Annotated in this window: 24 protein-coding genes; 7 read left to right on the forward strand and 17 right to left on the reverse strand. The window is 50.2% G+C overall.

Features of this window, described 5'->3' with window-relative positions:
- Positions 1-418: 418 nt before the first annotated feature.
- On the reverse strand, positions 419-1,390 hold the full coding sequence (locus ABF287_RS07145; RefSeq protein ID WP_347184326.1) for a multicopper oxidase domain-containing protein: 972 nt from the start codon (positions 1,388-1,390) through the stop codon (positions 419-421).
- A gap of 214 nt (positions 1,391-1,604) precedes the next feature.
- Here ABF287_RS07145 and ABF287_RS07150 point away from each other — a divergent pair, with 214 nt between their 5' ends.
- Positions 1,605-3,671: a protein-disulfide reductase DsbD domain-containing protein gene (locus tag ABF287_RS07150; protein WP_347184327.1), complete on the forward strand. Its 2,067-nt coding sequence runs from the start codon at positions 1,605-1,607 to the stop codon at positions 3,669-3,671.
- A gap of 46 nt (positions 3,672-3,717) precedes the next feature.
- Here ABF287_RS07150 and ABF287_RS07155 read toward each other — a convergent pair whose 3' ends face one another.
- Positions 3,718-6,231, reverse strand: a complete 2,514-nt coding sequence (locus tag ABF287_RS07155; RefSeq protein WP_347184328.1) for a heavy metal translocating P-type ATPase — start codon at positions 6,229-6,231, stop codon at positions 3,718-3,720.
- A 153-nt stretch (positions 6,232-6,384) separates the two neighbouring features.
- On the opposite strand from ABF287_RS07155, the gene ABF287_RS07160 reads away from it, so the two are divergent.
- Entirely contained in the window at positions 6,385-6,579 is a 195-nt protein-coding gene (locus ABF287_RS07160; protein ID WP_347184329.1) for a heavy metal-associated domain-containing protein, read from the forward strand.
- Here ABF287_RS07160 and ABF287_RS07165 read toward each other — a convergent pair.
- From ABF287_RS07165 to ABF287_RS07210, 10 genes are all read right to left on the reverse strand, one after another.
- Positions 6,576-7,295 (reverse strand): DsbA family protein, encoded by a 720-nt coding sequence (locus tag ABF287_RS07165; RefSeq protein WP_347184330.1) that lies wholly within the window; start codon positions 7,293-7,295, stop codon positions 6,576-6,578. The two genes, ABF287_RS07160 and ABF287_RS07165, sit on opposite strands and share 4 nt — an antisense overlap.
- Complete coding sequence (locus tag ABF287_RS07170; protein ID WP_347184331.1) at positions 7,292-7,783, reverse strand: cytochrome c; 492 nt, start codon at positions 7,781-7,783, stop codon at positions 7,292-7,294. The genes ABF287_RS07165 and ABF287_RS07170 overlap by 4 nt, the downstream gene beginning before the upstream one ends.
- On the reverse strand, positions 7,780-9,165 hold the full coding sequence (locus tag ABF287_RS07175) for a multicopper oxidase family protein (protein WP_347184332.1): 1,386 nt from the start codon (positions 9,163-9,165) through the stop codon (positions 7,780-7,782). Before ABF287_RS07175 ends, ABF287_RS07170 begins: the two co-directional genes overlap by 4 nt.
- Positions 9,166-9,216: 51 nt before the next feature.
- Positions 9,217-10,116 carry a cytochrome c gene (locus ABF287_RS07180; protein ID WP_347184333.1) on the reverse strand — a complete coding sequence of 300 codons (900 nt, stop codon included), beginning with the start codon at positions 10,114-10,116 and terminating at the stop codon, positions 9,217-9,219.
- A gap of 4 nt (positions 10,117-10,120) precedes the next feature.
- Positions 10,121-10,711 (reverse strand): cytochrome c, encoded by a 591-nt coding sequence (locus ABF287_RS07185; protein WP_347184334.1) that lies wholly within the window; start codon positions 10,709-10,711, stop codon positions 10,121-10,123.
- Positions 10,712-10,727: 16 nt separating this feature from the next.
- Positions 10,728-11,183 (reverse strand): cytochrome c, encoded by a 456-nt coding sequence (locus ABF287_RS07190; protein ID WP_347184335.1) that lies wholly within the window; start codon positions 11,181-11,183, stop codon positions 10,728-10,730.
- Complete coding sequence (locus tag ABF287_RS07195; RefSeq protein ID WP_347184336.1) at positions 11,183-11,752, reverse strand: L,D-transpeptidase; 570 nt, start codon at positions 11,750-11,752, stop codon at positions 11,183-11,185. The genes ABF287_RS07190 and ABF287_RS07195 overlap by 1 nt, the downstream gene beginning before the upstream one ends.
- Positions 11,753-11,898: 146 nt before the next feature.
- A complete protein-coding gene (locus ABF287_RS07200) occupies positions 11,899-12,492 on the reverse strand; it encodes a L,D-transpeptidase (RefSeq protein ID WP_347184337.1) in 594 nt (197 codons plus the stop codon).
- Between the two features lie 76 nt (positions 12,493-12,568).
- Positions 12,569-13,936 carry an ATP-binding protein gene (locus tag ABF287_RS07205; protein WP_347184338.1) on the reverse strand — a complete coding sequence of 456 codons (1,368 nt, stop codon included), beginning with the start codon at positions 13,934-13,936 and terminating at the stop codon, positions 12,569-12,571.
- Positions 13,933-14,652 (reverse strand): response regulator, encoded by a 720-nt coding sequence (locus ABF287_RS07210; RefSeq protein ID WP_347184339.1) that lies wholly within the window; start codon positions 14,650-14,652, stop codon positions 13,933-13,935. The genes ABF287_RS07205 and ABF287_RS07210 overlap by 4 nt, the downstream gene beginning before the upstream one ends.
- Before the next feature lie 136 nt (positions 14,653-14,788).
- Here ABF287_RS07210 and ABF287_RS07215 point away from each other — a divergent pair, with 136 nt between their 5' ends.
- Complete coding sequence (locus ABF287_RS07215) at positions 14,789-15,448, forward strand: hypothetical protein (RefSeq protein ID WP_347184340.1); 660 nt, start codon at positions 14,789-14,791, stop codon at positions 15,446-15,448.
- Between the two features lie 36 nt (positions 15,449-15,484).
- On the opposite strand, the gene ABF287_RS07220 is transcribed toward ABF287_RS07215, so the two are convergent.
- Positions 15,485-16,150, reverse strand: coding sequence for a L,D-transpeptidase (locus ABF287_RS07220; RefSeq protein ID WP_347184341.1), 666 nt, complete (start codon positions 16,148-16,150; stop codon positions 15,485-15,487).
- Positions 16,151-16,300: 150 nt separating this feature from the next.
- Here ABF287_RS07220 and ABF287_RS07225 point away from each other — a divergent pair, with 150 nt between their 5' ends.
- Positions 16,301-16,600, forward strand: a complete 300-nt coding sequence (locus ABF287_RS07225) for a DUF2933 domain-containing protein (protein WP_347184342.1) — start codon at positions 16,301-16,303, stop codon at positions 16,598-16,600.
- A gap of 228 nt (positions 16,601-16,828) precedes the next feature.
- Here the strand turns inward: ABF287_RS07225 and ccmI are convergent, their stop codons facing one another.
- The 4 genes from ccmI to ABF287_RS07245 are packed head-to-tail and all read right to left on the reverse strand — an operon-like array spanning position 16,829 to position 21,024.
- Positions 16,829-17,992, reverse strand: coding sequence for a c-type cytochrome biogenesis protein CcmI (gene ccmI / locus ABF287_RS07230; RefSeq protein ID WP_347184343.1), 1,164 nt, complete (start codon positions 17,990-17,992; stop codon positions 16,829-16,831).
- On the reverse strand, positions 17,989-18,459 hold the full coding sequence (locus tag ABF287_RS07235) for a cytochrome c-type biogenesis protein (RefSeq protein ID WP_347184344.1): 471 nt from the start codon (positions 18,457-18,459) through the stop codon (positions 17,989-17,991). The genes ccmI and ABF287_RS07235 overlap by 4 nt, the downstream gene beginning before the upstream one ends.
- Entirely contained in the window at positions 18,456-19,022 is a 567-nt protein-coding gene (locus ABF287_RS07240; RefSeq protein WP_347184345.1) for a DsbE family thiol:disulfide interchange protein, read from the reverse strand. The genes ABF287_RS07235 and ABF287_RS07240 overlap by 4 nt, the downstream gene beginning before the upstream one ends.
- A 1-nt stretch (position 19,023) precedes the next feature.
- Complete coding sequence (locus ABF287_RS07245; RefSeq protein ID WP_347184346.1) at positions 19,024-21,024, reverse strand: heme lyase CcmF/NrfE family subunit; 2,001 nt, start codon at positions 21,022-21,024, stop codon at positions 19,024-19,026.
- 184 nt (positions 21,025-21,208) lie between these two features.
- On the opposite strand from ABF287_RS07245, the gene ABF287_RS07250 reads away from it, so the two are divergent.
- The 3 genes from ABF287_RS07250 (at position 21,209) to ABF287_RS07260 (ending at position 23,078) form a co-directional block, all read left to right on the forward strand.
- On the forward strand, positions 21,209-21,835 hold the full coding sequence (locus ABF287_RS07250; protein ID WP_347184347.1) for a calcium-binding protein: 627 nt from the start codon (positions 21,209-21,211) through the stop codon (positions 21,833-21,835).
- Positions 21,816-22,316 carry a rhodanese-like domain-containing protein gene (locus ABF287_RS07255; RefSeq protein WP_347184348.1) on the forward strand — a complete coding sequence of 167 codons (501 nt, stop codon included), beginning with the start codon at positions 21,816-21,818 and terminating at the stop codon, positions 22,314-22,316. The genes ABF287_RS07250 and ABF287_RS07255 overlap by 20 nt, the downstream gene beginning before the upstream one ends.
- Before the next feature lie 84 nt (positions 22,317-22,400).
- Positions 22,401-23,078, forward strand: a complete 678-nt coding sequence (locus ABF287_RS07260; RefSeq protein WP_347184349.1) for a TVP38/TMEM64 family protein — start codon at positions 22,401-22,403, stop codon at positions 23,076-23,078.
- The last annotated feature ends 103 nt before the right edge of the window (positions 23,079-23,181 follow it).

Here is a 23,181-nt window from a genome sequence, read left to right on the forward strand (position 1 = left end):
CAGCGCTTGCTGCGCTCACGCCGATACACCCGCACCTCGCCGTCCAGTATCAGATGTGTATCGTCACGCAGCTGCCGCATGTCATGCTCCTCACCACAACACTACGGCAGGGCGCACCGACAAGTCTACGAAAGTGTGTGTTTAGTTGAGCTTAACCAAATACTGCAGGCTAAACACAGGGCGAAGGATTGAGGCACAGGCCTCGCAACGATTAGAGGTCAGCACTCATCAGATTATGGCTTACGCAGCTCTCACATCTACTGGTTGGCACCCAATCCTTGCAAGAGATGAAGGACTAATACAAACTTAAACCTGAACGCTGCAGCCCTTTTGGAATGTTCACAATGGGAATAGATACATAATGCTACCAGTGGAATGGCTAACTGAATGTGTGGTGCCTAGAGCATCCTGTGATTTGTCAGAGGCGGCTCGGCAGGCTTTGATTATTGAAGGCCCAAGTTGCTGTTCCAGAGTGGCTTTTGCCACCCCCGCCACCTTGCATGACAAGTTTGGCCTTATGTTTAATAGCTCCCAGCCGTGGGTGCGCGTTGGCCGGCAATGCAGGAATTGCGCGAGATCGCTTCTTGCGCTGACCAGATACAGCAATTTGGGCCATTTCGATCACGAGCGCTCCACTGGTTTCCAAGATGGCAATTTTGTGGGTTACATCAGCGATTACGTCTGCTCGCTGACCCGGTGCAAGCACGAGCGTGCTCAGAGGCTCGGGGCGTGCGAAAGGCATTCCATCATAAGCAACTAAGAAACCTGATACGCCCGAAATACTGACTGAATAGACGCGATCCAGCGAAGGATTTATCAACCTGAGCCTGACCCTATCACCTAGAAGTACCTCATTTTCTGAAACAAATGCGGTTACCACACCTCCAAGTCGACCAGCTGTTGCAAAATGTTCTGGTCTAAATTCATCGTCAAAATTGCCGCTGACATCAAGTAGCACATTAAACAACATCACGGTAATGTCGCGATCGACATCCGGCGGAACGCTTTCCTCAACAATCAAAGGACCGAACAAACCCCGAGACACCTGATCATACGAAAGATAGTGAGAATGATACCAATATGTGCCTGCATCCGGAACAGAGAAACGATAGTTGAAAACGTCGCCCGGGGCTATCGGATCTTGGGTCAACACATTCACGCCATCCATGGCATTTGGCAATCGAATGCCGTGCCAGTGGACCAGCGTTCCATCGTCAAGGCCGTTTTCCACTTGCACATTCAACTTTTCATTCTGGCGAAGTCGAATTTCCGGACCCGGAACCGATCCATTGAAACCAAGCATCTCCAATCTGTGCTGACCTATTTTCGCGACTGTTGGGCGCGGCTGCAAAGTGACCTGTGTTGTCGCGCCAAACAAAGAGACCGGCAATACAGTAGCGCCCGTAGCGAGTAGGACCTGTCGCCTGCTTAACTTCATTTTCCTAGTCACCCAAACATGTGCATCCATTCTCAAAGGATCACACTGTACGCTATTTATTAAGGGGTGGGAACGCAGACATAATGATACATTTCAGTGCTCTTCAACCCCGGTTACACTGATTACTATTTCCCCTCATTGGCTTTGGAAGATTGGTGGCTTTGCGATGATCTCAACACCCTTGCGTATCGCGATGATCTTGGTTTTCACGCTTTCAGCGCCTTTGGTATATGCGGCAAGCTCTGACAGTTTTTCTAACGCAGCACTCACAGCGCGTTTGGTTTCTGTAGAAGATGGTGTTGCGCCCAATGCAAAGACATTATCGCTGGGATTGGACTTAAAGCTAGGCAAGGGCTGGAAAGCCTATTGGCGCTCCCCGGGCGAAGTTGGCTTGCCTCCGGAAATTGACTGGAGCGGGTCCGAAAATCTGGCAAGCGCCGAGTTGTTGTGGCCAGCACCAACCCGCTTCACAGCATTCGGGATCGAAAATTTCGGCTATAGCAAGCACGTATTGTTACCTATCCAAGCAGTCCTGATCGATAGCGGTACGTCTGCAAACCTGACGGCGCATGTAAGTTTACTGACCTGTTCTGATATCTGCGTGCCAAATGATTTTACGCTCAATCTGACAATACCTTCGGGCCAAGGCATTGATACGAAAGCTGCGGCTCTGATAACTGAATTCGCACAAAAGGTTCCCCAGACACCCGAGACAAGCGATATCGCAGTTACGTCCGCGTCGCTCATTGAAAAAGCGCTGATTGTGACGGCGCGAACCACTTCAGATTTCCGTTCGCCCGATGTCTTCCCTGAGATGGGGCCTTATTTCACATTTGGTCTACCAGATATTCGCCTGAACGCATCAGGGACAGAAATGTGGGCGCGTTTACCGCTTTTGGCAGGGGAAGATGTTATCCCTGAGATCACTATTACAATTACGGATGGCGTACGCGCTGTCACCGACAGTCCTGCGTGGTCTATCACCCCTGCCCCCGCCCCTTACGAAGTTGCGAAACAGTCAACGAGTTTCTGGCAAGTGTTGTCGATCATTGGCTTTGCGTTTCTAGGAGGCGTGATTTTGAATGTTATGCCCTGCGTTTTGCCTGTGCTCTCGATAAAACTAGCATCAGTTTTGAAACATGAAAATCGCCCGGCACATATTGTGCGTGGTGGGTTCTTGATGTCAGCCTTGGGCGTACTTGTGTTCATGTGGGTCCTTGTCACCATCGTTTTGATGCTGCAAGCGGCCGGATTAAGTGTGGGCTGGGGGTTACAATTTCAAAGCCCCGTTTTTTTGTCGTTAATGTTCATGGTACTTTTTGTATTCGCGGCAAATCTGTTTGGCTTTTTCGAGATATCTTTACCCTCTTCAATACAAACCCGGCTTGCCACTTCGGGTAGCCGCGACGGGTATGCGGGTGATTTTGCGACAGGGGCATTTGCCGCGATCTTGGCAACGCCCTGTTCAGCACCTTTCTTAGGAACAGCAATCGCGTTTGCGCTGACGGGTAGCTCGTTTGATGTATTGATAATTTTTACGTCGCTCGGACTTGGCCTAGCCCTCCCTTATCTCTTGTTTGCGGCGCGCCCAAGCTGGGTCACGCATCTGCCAAAGCCTGGCCGCTGGATGGTCGCTGTCAAATGGGTGCTAGGCGCATTGCTTGCGACCACTGCTATTTGGCTATTGTGGGTTCTAATAGGCGTTGCTGGGATCAGGGTCGCAGGGGTTGTGTCTGTTCTGACGCTTGTTTTTCTACTTTGCTCCATACTGCCTGCGCTCGGCTTACGCTTGCGCGCGCTTGCACTTACTGCGGTTGCTGTTCTGGCGCTCATCACTCCCTTTGTGATGGTCCAAAAGGGCGCTGAACGTAGCTTGTCTCAGAACTGGACCGAATTCAATCAAAGTGACATTCCACGTCTGGTCTCACAGGGAAAGACGGTTTTTGTAGATGTAACGGCCGACTGGTGCCTTTCGTGCAAGGTCAACAAAGGTTTGGTGCTCGATCGAGAACCTGTCGCCACTTTGTTGCGTTCCGAAAACGTAGTCGCAATGCAAGCGGATTGGACCCGCCCAAATTCAGACATTGCAACGTATTTGGAGACACAAAATCGCTTCGGCATACCATTCAATATTGTATATGGTCCAAGCGCCCCAAACGGAATTTTGTTGTCTGAAATATTGTCGATTTCTGCTGTCGTGGACGCGTTAGCAACGGCCAGACAACGTAAATGAGCCTATTCATCTAGCGAGAGAAACGGGCCTGGAAAATTACGACTAACTATCCCGATGGTTGGGCGGCAAAGGCAGGGAGCGCGCCTTTAGCAATATCCGCATTTTCAGACATCAGCGGCTTGACCCTGCGCAAGCGTAACGCGTTAACCAAAACAGAAACCGATGACATCGCCATCGCGCCTGCGGCGAAAACGGGCGACAAAAGCAATCCAAACGCAGGATAAAGTGCGCCAGCAGCAACAGGAATAAGCGCTGCGTTATAAGCGAATGCCCAGATCAAGTTCTGGCGAATATTGCGCATAGTTGCGCGCGAGACCTCGATTGCATTTACTACACCTCGCAGATCGCCCGACATCAGCACCACATCTGCGCTTTCAATAGCCACGTCTGTTCCAGTGCCGATCGCAATGCCAACGTCTGCATGGGCCAGCGCAGGCGCGTCGTTTATGCCATCCCCGACAAACGCTAACTTCATACCACCAGCTTGAAGACTTTGTATCGCTGCAACTTTTCCATCTGGCAAAACACCCGCAACAACATCATCAATACCGGTTTCACGCGCAATTGCGTCTGCTGTTTCTTGCTTGTCTCCAGTGATCATCACCACTTTCATTCCTTTATCGCGCAGCGCTGCAATGGCAGCTTGACTAGATGCTTTGACTGGATCGGCGACAGCTATTGCCGCTGCAAGTTTACCGTCGATTGCGGCATATAACGCGGTTCTTCCACTTTTTGCCAATCGGTTCTCTTCTGTTGCAAGTGGGGTCACGTCAACGCCTTCACGTGTCATCAAACGATCGGCGCCAATCAGAACTTTGCGCGATTCCAACTCAGCAATAACACCGAAACCGGTAATGGACTCGAAGGCATCAACACCCAACAAAGCGACCCCTTCAGCCTTTGCACTGTTTACAATCGCATCAGCGATGGGGTGCTCTGATTGGGCTTCTACGGAGGCGATCAACCGCAGCACTTCTGCACGATCAAAGCCCTGTGCTAAGACAATATCCGTCAAGACGGGCTTACCCTCTGTCACAGTCCCCGTTTTATCAAGTGCGACAACACCCACATCACTTAAACCCTGAAGCGCGTCGCCTTTTCGAAACAGAACGCCCATTTCTGCTGCCCGACCAGTGCCGACCATAATCGACGTCGGCGTTGCCAAGCCCATGGCACAAGGGCACGCAATAATCAGCACAGACACCCCAGCTACCAGCGCAAAGGTTAGCGCAGGATCCGGGCCAACGATCAGCCATACGATAACAGTTGATGCGGCAAGCATGAGCACGGCGGGAACGAACCACATTGTTACACGGTCCACCAATCCTTGGATCGGGAGTTTGGCACCCTGTGCATCTTCTACCAAACGGATGATCTGTGCGAGCGTTGTATCAGCGCCGACACGACTAGCTTGGAAGGTCAAACTGCCAGTGCCATTCACGGTTCCGCCCGTGACACTCTCACCCAAGGCTTTTGAAACAGCGAGAGGCTCTCCAGTGATCATGCTTTCATCAACGTTGCTTGTTCCATCGACGACGTCACCATCGACAGGGATACGTTCGCCAGGTCTCACCAAAATAGTGTCGCCAACTTGAAGAGCGTCGATCTCGATTTCAAAAAGCGCGCCATCTCGGAAGACACACGCGGTCTTGGCTTGCAGGCCTAATAGCGCTTGGATAGCCGCCCCTGTGCGCCCCTTTGCACGTGCCTCAAGCCAGCGCCCAAGCAGGATCAATACCACAATTATTGCCGCAGCTTCGAAATAGACTGCGCGCACGCCATCCGGAAGAAGTGCAGGCAAGAAGGTCGCCACAACAGAATAGCTCCACGCCGCGCCAGTCCCCAACGCCACGAGCGAATTCATATCCGGTGCTGCCTTGAATAGGGCTGGCAAACCCTTTGCAAAGAACTGACGTCCGGGGCCAAACAAAACGAGTGAGGTAAGAACAAACTGGATCAACCATGAGGATTGCAATCCGATCGTTCTCTCAATCAGCATGTGAATGCTGGGCACTAAATGTGACCCCATTTCCAAAGCAAATACTGGAAAAGTTAGCACCGCCGCGAAAATCATGCGTTGCGCTTGCGTGCGCGCTTCATCTGCTTTGCGCTCGGCACGATCAATCTGGGCACCTGCCTTCGCGATTTCTGCAGGGTATCCCGCGTCTTTGCTGACGCCAATCAAAATAGCGGGCGTAACCGCGCCCTCTAGATAGACCACCGTTGCCGTCTCCGAGGCGAGATTGACTGAAATGTCTAACACGCCCGCAACAGCTGCAAGCGCTTTATCTACACGACCGACGCAGGACGCACAGCTCATTGCCGAAATGTTAAAAGTCACACGAGACGTGCGCGCTGGATAACCCAACTCCGTCAGGGTTGCCGACGCCGCGCTGACTTGCGCTGCGTTCTCTGCCCTAAAGGATGCCGTTTCCGTTGCCAGATTGACTGAGACCTCGGTCAGGCCTTCGAGTCCCGTCAACGCGCGATCTACACGACCAACACAAGACGCACATGTCATACTTTTAACAGATAGATTTAGCTTTTTCGAATCAGACATGACAGCTTCCTAATGGTATTCGATCGATAGATAGGGTTTCCAGTAACTGGAACCTCAAGAGCAAAAGATGACTTTTGGAAATATATTTTCGTTGTCTTGACCCTCCCCCTACGGGAGACCTTATCCGGCGATACAGATGGAAAGGACAGATCTATGAAATTTAGCGTACCCGAAATAAGCTGTGGCCATTGCACCGCAAGCATTGAAAAGAGCATTAAGGCCAAGGATTCAGCCGCAGCTGTTTCCACTGACCTTGAGACACGTACCGTTTCCGTTGACAGTAAATTGCCTGCCGTAGATGTACTTCAGGCAATTTCTGATGCGGGATATGATGCCAAATTGGCTTAGTTAGCGGCCCGCGCCTGATTGACCAACTCGATCATTTGGTCAGCTTCAATCAGGCCGGGCGCCAAGGCCTCTCCGATTACGAAAGACGGCGTTCCATTAAATCCGAGCGAACGTGCCAGGCGCATCGATGTTTCGATATGCTCGTTGATTTTTGGGGAGTCCATGTCGCTGCGTAATTGTGCCGTGTCGATACCCAGTTTTTCCGCAGCTTGCATTACGTTCGCCTCACCTACACGACCTTTCATCTCCATCATTGCCCAATGAAACTCATCGTATTTGCCCTGTTCACGTGATGCCAAAGCAGCACGCGCTGCAAACACAGACCCTTCTCCCAAAATCGGCCATTCCCGATAGACAACCCGGACATTTTTGTCTGCGGCCAAGAGCGCTTCCATATGGGGCTTCACGCGCTTGCAGTACGGACAATTGTAGTCGAAAAACTCAACGACAGTGACATCGCCGTTGGGGTTGCCAAGGACGGGTGCATTAGGATCGCGTTCAAGTGCATCACGGTTGGATGTCAATATCTGCTTCGCTTCAAATGCTTTGGCTGCTTCTTGTCGTTCTTCAATCATCTGAATAGCTTCAATAACAATGCCTGGATTTTCCCGGATAGCCTCAAGAACCAGTTCTTTTACCCGCTCCTCACTGAGACTGTCAGCAAACGATGCCAGAGGTAGTAGAAATAGCGCGGTGCTTGCTAAAAGTAGCTTCATTTTGATGTCCCTTTAGATTTTATGTCGGCTTGTGTTCGCGACGCCTGAATTTCGCGTTGGCGTTCTGGCCACGTCGATTTGATGTACGCGATAACATTCAGAATTTCTGGATCACTCAACACGTCACCAAAAGCTGGCATTCCGCTGTTGAACTCAATTCCTTGCTCAGCAAGCAATTCTTTTCCGCCAAGCTTCGTGTAGTTGAAAAGCAAACTATCCGGATGATGCCACGTATGACCGGTTTTATCGTGTGGCGGCGCGGGTAATACTCCATCATCCCCCGCACTTCGCCAATTTTCTTGACCCTCTAGATCAACTCCATGACAAGATGCACAGTTTTCTAAATAGAGCGTTTGGCCGATGCCCAAATCCGCAGAATTTTCTGTCTGTGACGCTATTGCTTCAGATCCGTTTGCCCAAACAAACAAACTACCAAGGGCAAAGGCCAAGATCGCAGCACTATTAACAGCAAAAAGATTTTTCTTCATGAGACTAAAATTCGCGTGGTCATACCAGACGCGGCATGTGCCAACATATGACAGTGGAAAAGCCACTTGCCCGGGTTATCCGCGACAAACGCAATTTCGCGTTCCTCACCACGTTCAACAAGCGTGGTATCGCGAAGAAGACCCAGCGTTCCATCAGGATTCACCTCGTTAAAATGCATTCCGTGAAGGTGCATAGCATGGGCGAAAGACGTCTCGTTTTTGATCATAATGCGTGCGTGCTCGCCTTGGCTCAACTCAGCCAATGGCGGTCCATCCATACCATCTGCAGCGCCGTTGAAGGCCCAAAATTGGCCAGCCTCAACGATTTCACCCATTGATCTTTTTACGCCGCCCAGCGTAGCTGAACGCAATCCACTCATCGCGCCGCCTTCCATTTTCAGAACAAAGGGTTTGGCGCTACTTAGATCCACCGTTGGTGTTTCATTCGGTGTCAGTGGTTTTGGTGTGCCACGCTTGCTTGTCGCTGCACTTGATTTCACGTCAAAAGCTACTTGGCTCGCTACATCACTACGATCCAAACGCTGCACGTGTGCGGTCTCCCCAACCTCAGCAGTCACATCAACAATCAAATCAATTCTTTGCGCAGGCGCTAGCACAATCGTTTCAGTCACGGGTTTTGGTGTTGTAAGCGGCATTCCATCCAACGCAACGATCCACCCATCGAAACCTTCAAGTTGTAGCGGCAAAATTCGAGCATTTGAGGCATTGATCAATCGCAATCTGTAACGTTCGTTTTTACGCGCGCTCAAGGTCAGGTTATATTTTCCGTTTGTAGTTATGTAATTGCCAATTCTACCGCCGTGGCTTTTGTCGCCACCAGCTTCAAAATCGCTATCGATCTGAGACGTCTCGGGGTTTATGAGCCAATCGTCCAAAACCAGAACCTCTTCGCGATCTATGTCGATTGCTTCCGGTTCTTCAACGATAAGCGGCCCGGACAAGCCGCGTGCGACTTGTTCATAGGAGCGATTGTGCGCGTGATACCAAAAAGTACCAGCATCGGGCGCAACAAAATCGTACTCGAACGTATCGCCCGTTTTAACCGCGGCCTGTGTCAGGCCAGAGACTCCGTCCATTGCATTATCAATCCTGATGCCGTGCCAATGCACAGACGTCGGATCAGGCACTTCATTCAAGAGCGTTCGCTGAACGCGGGCACCTTTAACAACTCGAATTTCTGGACCCGGCGTGCTGCCTTCATATCCCCAAATTGAGGTTTGTCCGTAACCCTCTGGCAGCAATTGAACGTCAGCGACGCTCGCTTTCAAAACCTGCGGTTTACTTGCGGTTTGCGCAAACGAGGGACACGCAAAAACAGCCCCTGCGGAACTCATCAGAAAGTGGCGTCGTGTTAGATGCATCGTGCTCTTAATCCTATCAAATTTCGTGTTAGCGGATATTCAAAAAATTGGTCATCCTCCGCTGTGATCGTCCATCAAATACACTGCCATTGCGCGACGATCTTCATTTGTTAGAAAACGTGTGCCCTGCTGGACAACTTCGTTCATCGAACCGCCAAAAGTATCGCCGTCGGGCATAATTCCAGTCTTCAAAGCATAGGCCAGCGAATCCACTGTCCAATCGCGCTTTCGCAGGGTGTTATAATCAATAGCAGGAGCTTTACTGCCGCCGGGCAAAGACGGATTGCCCGCAAAATGCTCATCAGCGCTCTTTCGCGCCCCGATAAGGTTACGGGGCGTGTGGCAAGCTGCGCAATGCGTCGCGCCTCCGACCAATTCACGACCGCGGTTCCATTCGGGATCTTGACCGGAAATTGGGTCCGTAGCTGGTTGCTTAAGGAAGGCTGCGCGCCAGACTTTAAGGCCCCACCGTTGATTAAACGGAAACGGCATTTCGTTAGCTGGTGCCGCTTCTGGCACAGCCTTTACAGTTTGAAACGCTGCATACAGATCAGCGATGTCTTGGTCACTAAAGTTTGCATAAAACGGATAGGTGAATGCCGGATAATACGGCTCCCCTTCAGGCGAAATGCCTTGGCGAACCGCTTTAGCAAATTCTTCAACAGTCCAACCGCCAATACCCAATTCGGGATCACTTGTCAGGTTCGCGGAATAGAGCGCGCCAAAGGGGGTATCCAATTTGACCCCGCCAGCTAAAGGCTTTCCACCGCCTTCAAAATTGGTGTGACAGGCGATGCAGCCACTTGCCCGTGCAAGGTAGCCGCCTTTTTTGACATCACCCGCTAACGTGATCGGGGCAACATCCTGCCCGATTGGCCACACAACAAGCGCGCCAATCACGGCTATTCCAGAGATTGCAGTTGTTGCTAGCGCCCATTTCCAGAACCGCATTAGCTTAATTTTCTTTCGCGCGGAATTTCTGATGACATGCCGAACACGTTTGCGCAACAGACGCAAACGCCGTGTCTACCGGCATTGTTGCGAACATCTCGGCCGTAATCATGGTCTCAGCACCCATGGTGCCACCTCCCATAGTATCCTCTGAGGTTTCACCCATCATCGTGTCATTCGATCCGCCCATCATTGCGTCGTCTTGCTCTACAGCATCCTCTGCAAGACCGTTGCCAGCCGCAATCTTCATGCCTTCAGCATAGGCTTTGAGTTCATTTGAAATTTTGGAAAATTCTTCCCAATTATCCCATACCGCTGGCAAGGCAGAGGATGGCATTCCACCTGTGCCCTCTGGAAACAGAGATATCATTTGCTCGCCCGCGTGCTTGATCATAACGTCAGCAGCGCTGCGAACTTTGTCAGCGTCATATTCTACGGCTCCACGCATTATCGGCGTTAGGGCTTTAACGGCTTTGCCCATTGCAGACATGCCGTCCATGCGTTCTTTTACAATGCCTGTAGCTCCGTTATGCGCCATTGCAGCAACGCCGATAAACGCAATTAAGACAGAAGGGATAAGGATTTTCTTAGCCATTGAGTTAGTCCTTTAGTTATTTGATGCCATTGGCGCGTTGAAGTTCGCGTACATATGCGACAACCATTTTCAAATCGCCGTCCGTCAAACCTTCGACCGGTGGCATATTCCCAAACTTCCAGTGATGTGATCTGACACCATTTTTTGCTGCAACTAGAAATGCGCCATCACCATGATGACTTGGCTCGTAAATCTTGTGAACTAGGGGCGGGGCAACACCATTTTGTCCAGCCGCATTCTTGCCGTGACATTCCGAGCATTTGGCTGCGAAGACACGCTTACCAATTTTTGCATTTTCAGAAAATTCGGCAGGAACAATCACATTCGCAATTGGCTTCCCCTCACCAACGTTTGACAAATCCGGCGGGGTCATCGAGTGTCCGGCTGGAACCGCCGGTGCTGTTTGCTGCCAAATAAATGTTCCGCCTCCAAGGATGAGCAATGCAACGATGAAGATACCTGATTTGGACATTATATTAGCTTTACCTGAGTTCCGACGGGAGAGCGTTCAAACACCTCCTCGACGTGTTCATTGTAAAGACCAATGCAACCGTTCGAGGACTTACGACCGATCTTACGAGTGTCTGCCGTTCCATGAATTCGGTAGAACTGCCAAGATAAATACAGCGCGCGCGAACCAAGTGGATTTTTCGGATCACCACCTTTGACATGGATGGGCAACTCAGGATCGCGTTCGCGCATAGAAGGTGTCGGGGTCCAGCCTGGGTTGACGCGCTTCTCTACCACTTCCGTATACCCGCGCCTTGTAAGGTCTTCGGTCAAAGGTACCGAAGTTGGATAAATTCGCATTTCCCCATCAGGTGTCCAATGCTGTAGGACCATCGTCACAGTATCAGAAAGCAAGATTCCTTTTCCAATTTTATCGAAATGATCCTGCCAATCATGTATGCGAAACGAAGATGAATTGCGACGAACACCGCCCTGCTCCTGCGCACGCAGATAGGTCGGGGCGAACAAAATCGTAGCACTAAGTCCGCTCAACACTTTGCGACGCGATGCTGCCTTCAAACCATTTTTCATACTTTTGCCTTTCGGTTTGAGCCTTTAACTGACTCTTACTGCTTTTCTCCTCATCTTATTTCGCGGTTTTGAACGGCCTTTGCCAGATTTCAAATGTAATGAATTGTAGCCCTGCATCTGATCGACGTGGCTACCCACTTTAATCTTCAAGTTACAATTGGGTTCAAAACTACGCGTGTCTGAAGCGGCACTTTCTCATAAAAATCTATGATCTGATCATTGCTTAACCGCGCGCACCCATTCGAAACGCGCTGTCCAATAGTGTCGGGATTTGGTGTGCCATGGATCCGCAAATAGGTATCGCCACGGCCCGGTTGATACAAATAAAGTGCCCGAGCTCCGAGCGGGTTCTTCAAGCCACCGGGTACGCCCTTCGCAAACTTCTTATAGTTCTTTGGATTGCGTTTGATCATCGATGGCGTAGGGGTCCAACGTGGCCATTCACGTTTTGCTGCGACATAAAACTCACCCGCCTCATACAAGCCCTTTCGTCCTATTCCAACAATATAGCGCAAAGCACGCCCCTCTGGCAGCGTCCAAAATAGTGCGAACTGGCTAGGGTCGACGTGTATTTCTCCCGGTGCGAAACCACCCGGTAGATCAACCACTTTAGGCAAAAATTCGGGTGGTAAGTTCGGCGTCTTAACCCACCCATCATGCGTTTTTGTACTATGTGCATCTGCTTGATTTACAGTCGCAACAAAGGCTGTCGAGGCTGCTACAAATTGACGTCTGTTCATATCTGCTGTCCTAAATTTCTATTACCCATTACATATCTCCTCCTATACTAGGCCAATTTTTTTAAGGCTAACGCAATCAGTCTAGTGGCAACCTTACGTGCGCACGCAAACCGCCTTCTAGGCGGTTGAATAAGCTTATCGTTCCGCCATGTTCTAAAACTATGCTCCGCGCGATTGACAGACCCAACCCATGCCCACCCATATCAAGCGAGCGCGATGTTTCGAGCCGAACGTAGGGGCTAAACACCGCTTCAAGGTCCGCTTCAGGAATGCCTTGCCCTTTATCATCAATGTAAATTTCAACATAGCAATCAACTATTTTCCATGAAACATGTGCTTCGCTTCCGTACCGAATAGCGTTCTCGATTAAATTGCGAAACGCACGTCGAATTGCGCTCGGCTTCACCGGCAACACAAGTGATTGATCGTTGGTTAGATAATAATCATCTGCCTTGATCCCGGTCAGTATTTCTTTCAGGTCAATCGGTTGAATCTCTTCATGCTGACCAACTCCTTTGGCGAAGTCCAATGTCGCTTCAACCATTTGCTGCATTTCTTCGCCCGAGCTTATGAGGGACGCACGGGTTTCAGCGTCTTCAACCATTTCAGAACGTACCCGTATTGCTGTTAACGGAGAACGCAAATCATGCGCGAGCGCCGCCAGCATTTGTGTGCGATCAGATACAAACCGCGTGAGGCGATATTGCATTGTGTTGAAGGCGATTGTCAGATCGCGAACTTCTTTCGGTCCGACAATCCGTAAGGGCGCTTCTCTCTCTCCCCGACCAAACCGCTCTGATGCCTGTGCCAGTGTATTCAATGGGCCGGTCAAGCGCGTAAGAAGGAACCAAAAGCTGGTTATGAGTAGAAAAGCAGCTGTGATGCCAAAAGTCATATTTGAGGCTCGTGACCACTGAAGAGGCGGTCGTTCAAATCGGGTGGCAACATTGAGCCAGGTTCCACCTGCCAATGCGATTGATATTTCCATCTCGATCGCTGCCAAGCTGCCCTGCATCATTTCGGTATGGATTTCGGCCATTTCATGTGAAAGGTTTGGCAGAGGTAACAGTCCCTGTTCAATTTCATGCACCTCAACGCGTATATCGCGGCTATACAACTCCCCCATCAACGCCCTGATGCGCGCCTTAACAGCAGCCCCCTCGCTAGGATGCTCATGCAGGACTTTAGGTTCATCGGACAGTTCGAAACTAACAAGCGGAGATGTGGCTGCTTGGATGATTTGTCTCTGTATGTCAGGTGAAACATCTTCAACTAAAAGTGCGACATTGGCGGCGCGCCCGGCTGCCTCTGCCCCTATTGCCGCTTGGATTGCCAATGCCCGCTCATCCACAAACAACCAAAGGCTTAGCGCTTGAGCCACAACTAATACGCCAAGTAGCAAAAGCCCGATCTGTGTTTGCAATCGCCAACCAAGTGCCTTCAAGATAGCACCTCAACATCGCAGGATAAACTGTAACCGCCATGACGCACGGTTGCGATGATACTCGGCCGGAGAACGTCTTGCTCGATCTTGCGCCGCAATCTACTTATTTGATTGTCAATTGTTCGATCTAGAGGGCCCGCTGTACGTCCAGTGCTCATTTCCAAAAGCTCATCACGGCTTAGCACCATTCTAGGACGTTCAAGTAAAAGCGATAACAGCTTCAATTCCCCATAGGTTAGTTGAGTTCTCCGCCCATCTGCGTCTTTAAGATTACGTCCATCATAATCTAATTCAAGATGCGCAAATCGGACCGTTTTGCCCGCTAATGCTTCTATCTGAGGCAGTTTCTGCGTTCGGCGCAGAATTGCATTTATCCGCGCGACCAATTCTCGTGGATTGAAAGGCTTTGCGAGGTAGTCGTCCGCCCCTGAATCAAGCCCTGAGATACGATCGTCGGCGTCCCCAAGAGCTGTGAGCATTAAGATCGGTGTGTTGCTTTCTCGGCTTAGACGTTTGCACGCGCTAAGGCCGTCTTCACCGGGCATCATTATATCCAAAACAATCAAGTCAAACTGCGACCGCGCAAGTTTTGCATCCATATCAGCAGCATTTTCAGCGCTCGACGTTTTCATCCCGTTCCGCTCCAGAAAGCTAGAAACGGACTTTCGAATTTCTGGGTGGTCATCGACGACCAAGATATGGGGCATTTCAGTCATTTTTACTTACTACTAGACGTAGGCAAAAAGTCCCATCCCACGTTTGTAGCCAAATGTAACAGACAACACTCTGAACTTTGCTCGATAAATCTGCGTAGAGCTTTTAAGGTATAAAGACCGAAAAAGGGAACCTGAAATGAACTTATCAAAGTTTCAATATCTCTGCGCACAAGGACTCGAAAGTCACTTTAATCCAGAAATTCCGTTTTCACGGTTCTTTAGGAACATCTTACTGCTTAGCTGTTTCAGTATTCTTCCACTTCTATTGATTTTCATTCTGCTCTCGTCAGGCTTTCTTACCATATTGGCGACAAATGCCACGGCGTTCATCCGTTTTAATCGCCAAGTTCTATCGAACGGTGTTCTCGTCGTTTTCGTGATCAACTACATAGGGTTTTTCTCGGCTAAAGCGCTTCAAACGCGCCTTAGACAACACCCTGTTTGCTATCTATTTTTGGACGGATGCATTCGCGCTATCTTGTTTATCGCTCTGCATGCCTTGGTTTACGTCATATCCGCAGATCTGTTCGGTTCTTTCGGCGGAGATCGCTTAACCGCTCTTCAAGTTGTCGGACCAACGCTTCAGCGCGCCTATGCATTTGAAAACATCTCTAGTGTATATTTGTATGGTACTTTGGTGGGTTCCTACGCATTGTACATTGCCGTGCTTGCCCCGCGCAAAAGTGCACAAAGATGGCGTGCCCATGCGCTATCGATAAGCACTTGCGCTTCGACATTGCTAGCTGTGACGTTCCTTTCAAATGCCGCGCGCCTGCTGTTTGAAGGAGCACAGTAGAGCTTCAAACTCCAAAAACCGTTCCTTAGCCCAACATTAGCTTTGAGCGGTAACGCCCTTTTCCGCAGCGTAGAGAAATGCAGTGGATCCTGCATTTACGTGTTCATAAAGACCATTAATATGCGCCATCACCATGCGTACACATCCCGAACTTGCACGACCACCGATCGACTCTGGGTTTGGGGAACCGTGAATGCGAAGGTACGTATCGCGATTGCCTACAAATAAATAGAGAGCCCGAGACCCCAATGGATTTTTTGGACCCGCGTCCACGCCTTCGGCAAGATTGCCATAGAGATTTGGATCGCGTTCAACCATCGCCGCTGTCGGCGTCCAAGTTGGCCATTTTGTCTTCCAGCGGATGTCATAGGTGCCCGGCTCATAAAGATTGCCACGTGCAATCGCTACGCCATAGCGCATAGCGGTACCATCAGTCCCAATATGATAAAGATATCTTGCAACCGCATCGACATGGATATCTCCCGGAACGAGTCCTGTGTTCGCTTCCACGCGCTGTGGCAAAAAGCGCCGATGCAGACCCCATGGGTTTGATGTGGCAGCATCGTAATTGGGTGGCGTCACCTGCGCATCCCAGATATCCCACATCGATTTATCAGATGTGGGGGCCGCCAAAAGACTGGTGGGTAAGGGTGCGGAGAACAGCGCACCCGTCGAAATAACAAAATGGCGTCTGGTCAACATGGCCTGGGATCCTCGCAAAAAGTCACAGGACTTTTGGACACTACTATGACAAATGAATCCAGTAACAATATTTACCAAAATGTAATCTTGACCTTTGGATCGCTGATAGTGTGATAAGAGAGAAGTCCCCGCGAAAAAGACGAGATTCCAATGTCAAAATCAAGTAATCCCAAACCAACTGCGCCCTCAAAGCTGATGCACTATGGAATGGTAATTTGCTGCACAGTTATGCTGCTGCCGATTGCGCTTTTCTTTTTGGCAGGTGGAAGCATCGTGGGGCTTTGGGCGAACTTGGGCCTCGTTGTTCCTATTGCCCTATGCGTCGGGATTCACGTGGTTATGTTCAAAATGATGGACAAATCTTGCCATGGAAGCAAAGACAAAACCGCTTCTGCAAAAGCTGCTGAAACGGGTTTCGATCAAGTGCAAGTGTCAGAAATTGCGCGCTAAGGTGACGTCTAAACCAAGACTAGCCATGCTAGGCACTGTGCTTTTGACCACTGCGGGCTGCGCTGAAAGTAGCAAGTTTTGCAGTTTTAAATCTGCGCTAGGCACACACATTTCCAGTCAATCCAAGACAATGCCAAATGGGTGCCGCCTTGTAGATTACCCAGACAGCACGCTTCAAAAAATCGAATGTGATGACGGGCGAACCGGTTTTGCATTCGGTAATTCAATCTAAAATTTAGTTTTTAGGTCTTCCAGCGCTCTCTTCACACCTTGTAGGCGCGGATCATCAGTAGGCGCATTGGCCAACAGCTTTTGCGCCTGCTCAAGCGCGCTAACAGCCAAATCAGTCTCGCCCAAGACCGTGTAAGCGTTCCCAAGTCGCATCCAGCCATCCAAATCCTCTGGCTCGACTTCAAGGCGCGTTGCCAAACGCTCGACCATTGATCGGATAAACGCCTGACGATCCTCATCTGTCATGCTTTCAGCATTCGCAATATCTTCACCTGTTGGACCCGGAGCAGACATCATCGGTGCAAAACTCGCGAGAGAGATCCGAGCCTTATTAATTTCGCTGCCAATCCTATTTGCCTCAATCACAAATGTTTCCATCCAAGGATAGAAGCCGTCCAAATTGTTCAGCGTCGAAACCAGCAAATCATAGGCTTGCTCAGACGCTCCTGATTGAGACAACGATACCGCTTTGTAATAAATTCCTGCGGGGTTGTTCGGATCCAAAGCAAGCGCTTTGTCAATTGCGGCTTCAGCTGGCGGAGTAACAATACCTTGCTCAGCAAAGATCAATACTTCTCCGAGCATCGAAAATACGCCTGAACTTGCTTCTGGACGCTTTGATACAATCGCGAAGGCATTGGCGGCTGCTTCATACTGACCCATTTTCGAATAGGTCTCTCCCAAGAGCATCCAACCCTCTGATTGTCCGCCTTTGGAGTCATTTGACAGCTGGTTAAAGAGTTTAGTGGCGAGTTCATCAATCTTCGCCGCTTCTTCTCTTTCCGCAGTACGTTCAGCATAGGCAATTCCTGAAATTTCAGGTGACCCCATATAAGCGTAGTATCCGATCGCCAAGGTCGGGACCAAGACAATACTGAAAAGGAGTGTTTTGCGACCTTCTTTAGTCGTGCGAGACGAAGCCACTTTCGCTCTACGGGACTCCTGCAAGATCCGTCGCTTTATTTCACGCTCAGCCGCCTTTGCTTCTGCCTCCGAAATAATTCCGCGCTCAAGATCACGCGCAATTTCACCCAGTTGATCCAGAAGAATGGCTGGCGTTGCTTGGGACGACGTCACCATCGATCCTTTGTAACGCAAAAGTGGCATGCTCATCAAAATAACCGCTGCTAACCCGAGCAGGATGAAAAAAGCCCAAATCATGATTGATCCTCTGACTTGTGTGCCTCGATAAAGCGCGAGACTTCGGCTTCATCTTCTTCGCTAAGATCGTTGGTAGCACGCGAACGTCCGGCGCCCCTTAGGACGAAAAACCCAACAATAAACGCAATAAACGCCAAGATCGGAGGGGCAAACCAGAGTGCTAACGTTCGCGTGTTCAAAGGGGGACTCATCAAGACATAGTCGCCATATTTTGCCTGCACATAATCAAGAACATCTTGATCCGAGTCGCCTGCGACAAGTTTTTCGCGAACAATAATGCGAAGATCACGTGCGACACCCGCGTTTGAGCTATCAATATCTTCGTTCTGACAAACAACGCAGCGAAGATCCCTTGAAATTTCTCGTGCACGCAATTCCAATGCGGAGTCTTGCAAGATTTCATCTGGCTCGACTGCCTGCGCCAAAAATGGGGCGATCAAGAAGAACACTACAATCAGATATCTCATTCGCCTGAAGCCCCTTTTAGCGTCCCTGCTTGAACGAGAGCTGCCCTGAATTTCGCGATAGCGGCTTCGCCTACAACAGGGCCAACATAGCGATAAAGTACAGTCCCATCCGATCCGACAATAAACGTTTCTGGAACCCCCGAGATCCCCCATTCAATGCCTGCGCGACCTGTGATATCCGAGCCAATCCGCTCATATGGATTGCCAAGCTGTTCGAGCCAACGAACAGCGTCTTTGGGCTTGTCCTTGTAGTTGATCCCAAAAAGCCGTTGACCATCACGTTCCACCAGTTTCGTCAGAACTTCGTGCTCTGCGCGGCATGGTACACACCACGATGCGAAGACATTCACGATGACTGGTCCAGAATTGTCAGTCAAATCCGCCTTTGAAAGTCCCAAAGTTTCAAGTCCCTCAACAGGCTCCAACTTGAATTTAGGGACAGGCTGGGAAATCAAAACGGAAGGAATACCGTTAGGATCACGTTCAGGATTGAGGCCCCACAAAAAGAAGCCACCAAAAATACCCGCAACGAGAAGCGGGACAATTGCAAATGCACGTTTCATATTATTCCGCCGGGGAGATTATTGGTTCTGGTGCTTTGCGCCGTGGAGCCCCAATGCGTAGGCGGCGATCAGAAAGCGACAACCCGCCTCCCAGAACCAGCATCGTTGTGCCTATCCAGATGAACACTACCAATGGTTCGTAGAGAATGCGAAGTGTCCACGCCCCTTCTGCTCCCGCTTCTTCGGATGCGGGGTTTGCGATAGATGTATAGAGATCACCCGCAAATGTTGTGCGAATATCACTTTCTGTCGTCGAACTTTGCGCAACAGGGTATGTGCGCCGTTCAGGATAAAGTTGCGTGATAAACTTGTCGTCGCGCCGGACTGTCAAACTGCCACGGTCTGCAAAGTAGTTGGGGCCCCGCGCGCGTTCGACACCTTCAAAAGTAACGTCGAAACCAGAAATAGAAATTTCACTTCCTGGCTTAACAAAAACAACCTCTTCTGTTTTCCAAACACTCGACCCAATGAAACCGAACATAGCAACGGCCAAGCCAGCATGCGCCATGGACATTCCGTGCGAGGAACGCGGCAGGTTACGAATGCGTCGGCGTGACTCTGGAAACGGGACTTCGAACAATCGAACACGCATCGCCCATTCCCGGACTGTTGCGGCGAAAAGCCATATCGCAAGCAATACTGAAAGATAACCAAGAACAGGACCACCTTCGGTCAAAAACCAAACGGCCAACGTTGCTAGCACTGATAGAACCGCGACAAACCGCAGGCGCTGGAGGACGCCCGCTAAGTCTGCGCGCTTCCACGAAAGATATGGCCCAAGTCCCATTACGAAAACCAAGGGCAACATCAACGGTATGAATGCAGAATTGAAGAAGGGTGGCCCGACGGACAGTTTCTCTCCGCCCGTCAAAGCCTCGTAGAAAAGGGGATAAAGTGTACCGAACAATACCACACCGGTTGCTGTCGCAAGAATTAGGTTGTTGACCAATAAACCCGCTTCGCGGCTGATCGGTTTGAACAATCCCCCCGCCTCCAACATCGGAGCGCGCCAAGCGAACAGCGCAAGCGAGCCACCGATAGAAACTGCGAGCAAGCCCAAAATATACATCCCGCGCTCCGGATCGACGGCAAATGCATGAACAGAAGTCAGCAAGCCTGATCTAACAATAAACGTTCCCAGAAGCGATAACGAGAAGGTCAAAATTGCGAGCAGAATTGTCCAACTTTTGAACGCACCTCTTTTTTCTGTAACGATTGCAGAATGCAGAAGCGCCGTTCCCATGAGCCACGGCATGAAGCTCACGTTTTCGACCGGATCCCAGAACCACCAGCCACCCCAGCCAAGTTCATAATAAGCCCACCAAGAACCCAGCGCGATGCCTGCGGTCAAACTCATCCACGCTGCAAGCGTCCAGGGGCGCACCCACCTTGCCCAAGCGGCGTCAACCCTTCCTTCAATCAGTGCGGCCACAGCAAACGCAAATACGATCGAAAAGCCGACATATCCAATATACAAAAGCGGAGGATGCATCGCCAAGCCAACGTCTTGCAGCAATGGGTTCAGGTCTTGGCCATCCATCGGAGGTGGAAAAACCCGATCAAACGGATTTGAAGTGAACAACATGAAGGTGATGAAGCCTACGCTGATCCATGCCTGAACAGACAAGGTTCGCGCCTTCAACGTTTCAGGAATGTTGGCTCCAAAAACGGATACCGCAGCTCCAAAGACGGTCAAAATCAGAACCCACAGCAAAAGCGATCCTTCATGGCTACCCCATGTGCCTGCTACTTTAAACAGCAACGGTTTCAACGAATGCGAATTGTTAACAACGTTTTTGACGGTAAAGTCACTGGTTACAAAAGCCTGCATCAATGCGCCAAATCCGATGGCGACGAAAATCACCTGACCTAGGGAAGACCAGCGCGCGGATTGCATCCAAAGCACATTGCCACGACTAGCACCCCAAATAGGAAGCACGCTTTGAACAATCGCCATCGCAAGTGCTAATGCCAAAGCAAAGTGGCCGATTTCAGGTGTCATCAGGTTTTGCCTCTTGGTTAGCGTCCATTTCCCATATCAAGCAAAAGGACGTGCTGTTAGGGGCTGGTTTGTCACCAAATGTATCAAGCGCCGTGACATTTCCTTACAATTCAGCGCCTGTCAAAGCCTTTACCCAGAGCTCGCACATCGCAATATCTAAGAGAGCAAATGGAAAGGGCTAAAAATGTCTAATAAGAAAATCTTGTTGTTGGGTGTCCTGATTTCAGCAGGCTTCACACTCCAAGCGTTCGCAGACACGGGGCACAAGCAAAACGATAACTCCGAAGCGGATACAACGGCCGAATCTTCGATGGTCGATACTCCCAAGATGGATCACTCTCGGATGGGGTCGAATTCCGATAAGGGCGGTATGGACATGATGAACGGCGACATGATGTCCATGATGAAACAGATGATGCAAATGCACATGAAGGGCAAAATGGGCGGTGACATGGACCACATGGGGGGCGGCGCAAATGGCAGCATTGACATGATGGGTATGATGGATAGTGACATGATGGGTATGATGCGGCAAAAGGCCAGAATAGACGGCAGCATGGACTTGGATGCCAAACTCAAAGAATTTGACGCCGACAAAGACGGAAATTTGAACCTTGAGGAATTTGAAGCCTTACATAAATCCGCAATGCAAAGTCGGATGGTTGACCGCTTTCAGCATCTAGACGCAAATGGCGACGGGCAAGTTTCCTCCGGAGAAATGATGGCTGCCGGTGGGCGCATGGCTAAAATGAGCAACGGCGCAGGTATGGATTCCTCGACGAAAGAGCATCATGGCGACGACAAGAAATAGACCTAGTGAAAACAGTGCAGCGCAAGTAAGTAGGCGCGCTGCACTTTTATCGCTAGCGGCGATGGCCGCTACTCCAACATTGCTTGCCGCTCAAACCTACGAAATATGGTCGGTTGGAGACGCTCATGACGCGCTGCAAACTGACCTGATCAGGATGATTGATATTCGATCTCAGGGGGAGTGGACAAAAACCGGTGTTGCTGAAAAAGCTTGGCCAATCAGCCTGCACGACGCTCGGTTTTCGGAGCGCTTATTCGCAGCACGCACGTTGGCAGACGGTCGGCCTATTGCCCTGATTTGTGCAACAGGTGGCCGATCAGGAAGCGTGATGCGAAGCCTTCGCCAAGCAAATTATAGCGGTTTCATCGACGTCTCGGAAGGTATGCTTGGATCTGCTCGCGGGCCTGGATGGATCGCCTCTGGACTGCCTATTTTAGAGATAGATGCCGCTTTATCAGACCTACCTTCGCAATTGGTGTGAATGAAACACCGAACGTTTAATCGTAGACATTTAGGTCACGATGGCATCCTGCAAACGCGTAGCCGCATACTTTTGGAATTTTAGATGAAAACAGATCGGCGTCGTTTTCTTTTTGTCACCGTCGCTTTAGGCGCAAGTATATTGTTTCTTGCTTGGTTGCTTGGTTGCTTCCCCACCGTAGACCGCGCAATGATTGAGCGTTGGATCGCCTTTGCCGGCCCATGGGGCCCGTTCTTAATAGTCGCCCTAATGACGGCCTCTATCGTTGCCAGTCCAATACCAAGCGCACCAATTGCTCTGGTAAGTGGTGCTGCCTTTGGGCACTTCTATGGTGCAATTTATGTTGCAATTGGCTCTGAATTGGGTGCGCTTACAGCCTTTATCATCGCTAGAAACCTCGGTCGTTCCTACGTGGAACTTTGGCTGAGCGGAAAGCCCAAATTTAACTTTCTTGGATCGCAAAATTTCCTCATGCTGGCAGTCTTCGGTTCGCGGCTTTTACCCTTCATCTCGTTCGATGCAATGAGCTATGCCGCTGGGCTCAGTTCGCTACACCTATGGCGTTTTCTCGTCGCTACTCTGGCAGGCATTTTGCCTGCCAGTTTTCTATTGGCGCATTTCGGTGCAGAGGCAATGTCGGGAGGCTTCGGTAAAGCCGAGTGGATCATACTGGGGCTTGGCTTTATTACATCCATTCCTTTAATCGTAGCCGCAATATGGAAACGAGGCCCCACCGCAAGCCTGGTGACTGGCCAAGACTAACAATCCGCTCTACCTATAAATACAGGTCAAATATAATTGCACAAATTGAATAGAAATAAATGTTAAGGAACAAGGCATGAGAACTAATTTTGGGTCAACGCGG

The sequence above is a fragment of the Pacificibacter sp. genome, from assembly GCF_039769035.1.
GTDB lineage: Bacteria > Pseudomonadota > Alphaproteobacteria > Rhodobacterales > Rhodobacteraceae > Celeribacter.

Coding starts and splice junctions, on each gene's coding strand:
- ABF287_RS07150 (WP_347184327.1), top strand. CDS start 1,605: ATGATCTCAACACCCTTGCGTATCGCGATGATCTTGGTTTTCACGCTT.
- ABF287_RS07155 (WP_347184328.1), bottom strand. CDS start 6,231: ATGTCTGATTCGAAAAAGCTAAATCTATCTGTTAAAAGTATGACATGT.
- ABF287_RS07160 (WP_347184329.1), top strand. CDS start 6,385: ATGAAATTTAGCGTACCCGAAATAAGCTGTGGCCATTGCACCGCAAGC.
- ABF287_RS07165 (WP_347184330.1), bottom strand. CDS start 7,295: ATGAAGCTACTTTTAGCAAGCACCGCGCTATTTCTACTACCTCTGGCA.
- ABF287_RS07170 (WP_347184331.1), bottom strand. CDS start 7,783: ATGAAGAAAAATCTTTTTGCTGTTAATAGTGCTGCGATCTTGGCCTTT.
- ABF287_RS07175 (WP_347184332.1), bottom strand. CDS start 9,165: ATGCATCTAACACGACGCCACTTTCTGATGAGTTCCGCAGGGGCTGTT.
- ABF287_RS07180 (WP_347184333.1), bottom strand. CDS start 10,116: ATGCGGTTCTGGAAATGGGCGCTAGCAACAACTGCAATCTCTGGAATA.
- ABF287_RS07185 (WP_347184334.1), bottom strand. CDS start 10,711: ATGGCTAAGAAAATCCTTATCCCTTCTGTCTTAATTGCGTTTATCGGC.
- ABF287_RS07190 (WP_347184335.1), bottom strand. CDS start 11,183: ATGTCCAAATCAGGTATCTTCATCGTTGCATTGCTCATCCTTGGAGGC.
- ABF287_RS07195 (WP_347184336.1), bottom strand. CDS start 11,752: ATGAAAAATGGTTTGAAGGCAGCATCGCGTCGCAAAGTGTTGAGCGGA.
- ABF287_RS07200 (WP_347184337.1), bottom strand. CDS start 12,492: ATGAACAGACGTCAATTTGTAGCAGCCTCGACAGCCTTTGTTGCGACT.
- ABF287_RS07210 (WP_347184339.1), bottom strand. CDS start 14,652: ATGACTGAAATGCCCCATATCTTGGTCGTCGATGACCACCCAGAAATT.
- ABF287_RS07215 (WP_347184340.1), top strand. CDS start 14,789: ATGAACTTATCAAAGTTTCAATATCTCTGCGCACAAGGACTCGAAAGT.
- ABF287_RS07220 (WP_347184341.1), bottom strand. CDS start 16,150: ATGTTGACCAGACGCCATTTTGTTATTTCGACGGGTGCGCTGTTCTCC.
- ABF287_RS07225 (WP_347184342.1), top strand. CDS start 16,301: ATGTCAAAATCAAGTAATCCCAAACCAACTGCGCCCTCAAAGCTGATG.
- ccmI (WP_347184343.1), bottom strand. CDS start 17,992: ATGATTTGGGCTTTTTTCATCCTGCTCGGGTTAGCAGCGGTTATTTTG.
- ABF287_RS07235 (WP_347184344.1), bottom strand. CDS start 18,459: ATGAGATATCTGATTGTAGTGTTCTTCTTGATCGCCCCATTTTTGGCG.
- ABF287_RS07240 (WP_347184345.1), bottom strand. CDS start 19,022: ATGAAACGTGCATTTGCAATTGTCCCGCTTCTCGTTGCGGGTATTTTT.
- ABF287_RS07245 (WP_347184346.1), bottom strand. CDS start 21,024: ATGACACCTGAAATCGGCCACTTTGCTTTGGCATTAGCACTTGCGATG.
- ABF287_RS07250 (WP_347184347.1), top strand. CDS start 21,209: ATGTCTAATAAGAAAATCTTGTTGTTGGGTGTCCTGATTTCAGCAGGC.
- ABF287_RS07255 (WP_347184348.1), top strand. CDS start 21,816: ATGGCGACGACAAGAAATAGACCTAGTGAAAACAGTGCAGCGCAAGTA.
- ABF287_RS07260 (WP_347184349.1), top strand. CDS start 22,401: ATGAAAACAGATCGGCGTCGTTTTCTTTTTGTCACCGTCGCTTTAGGC.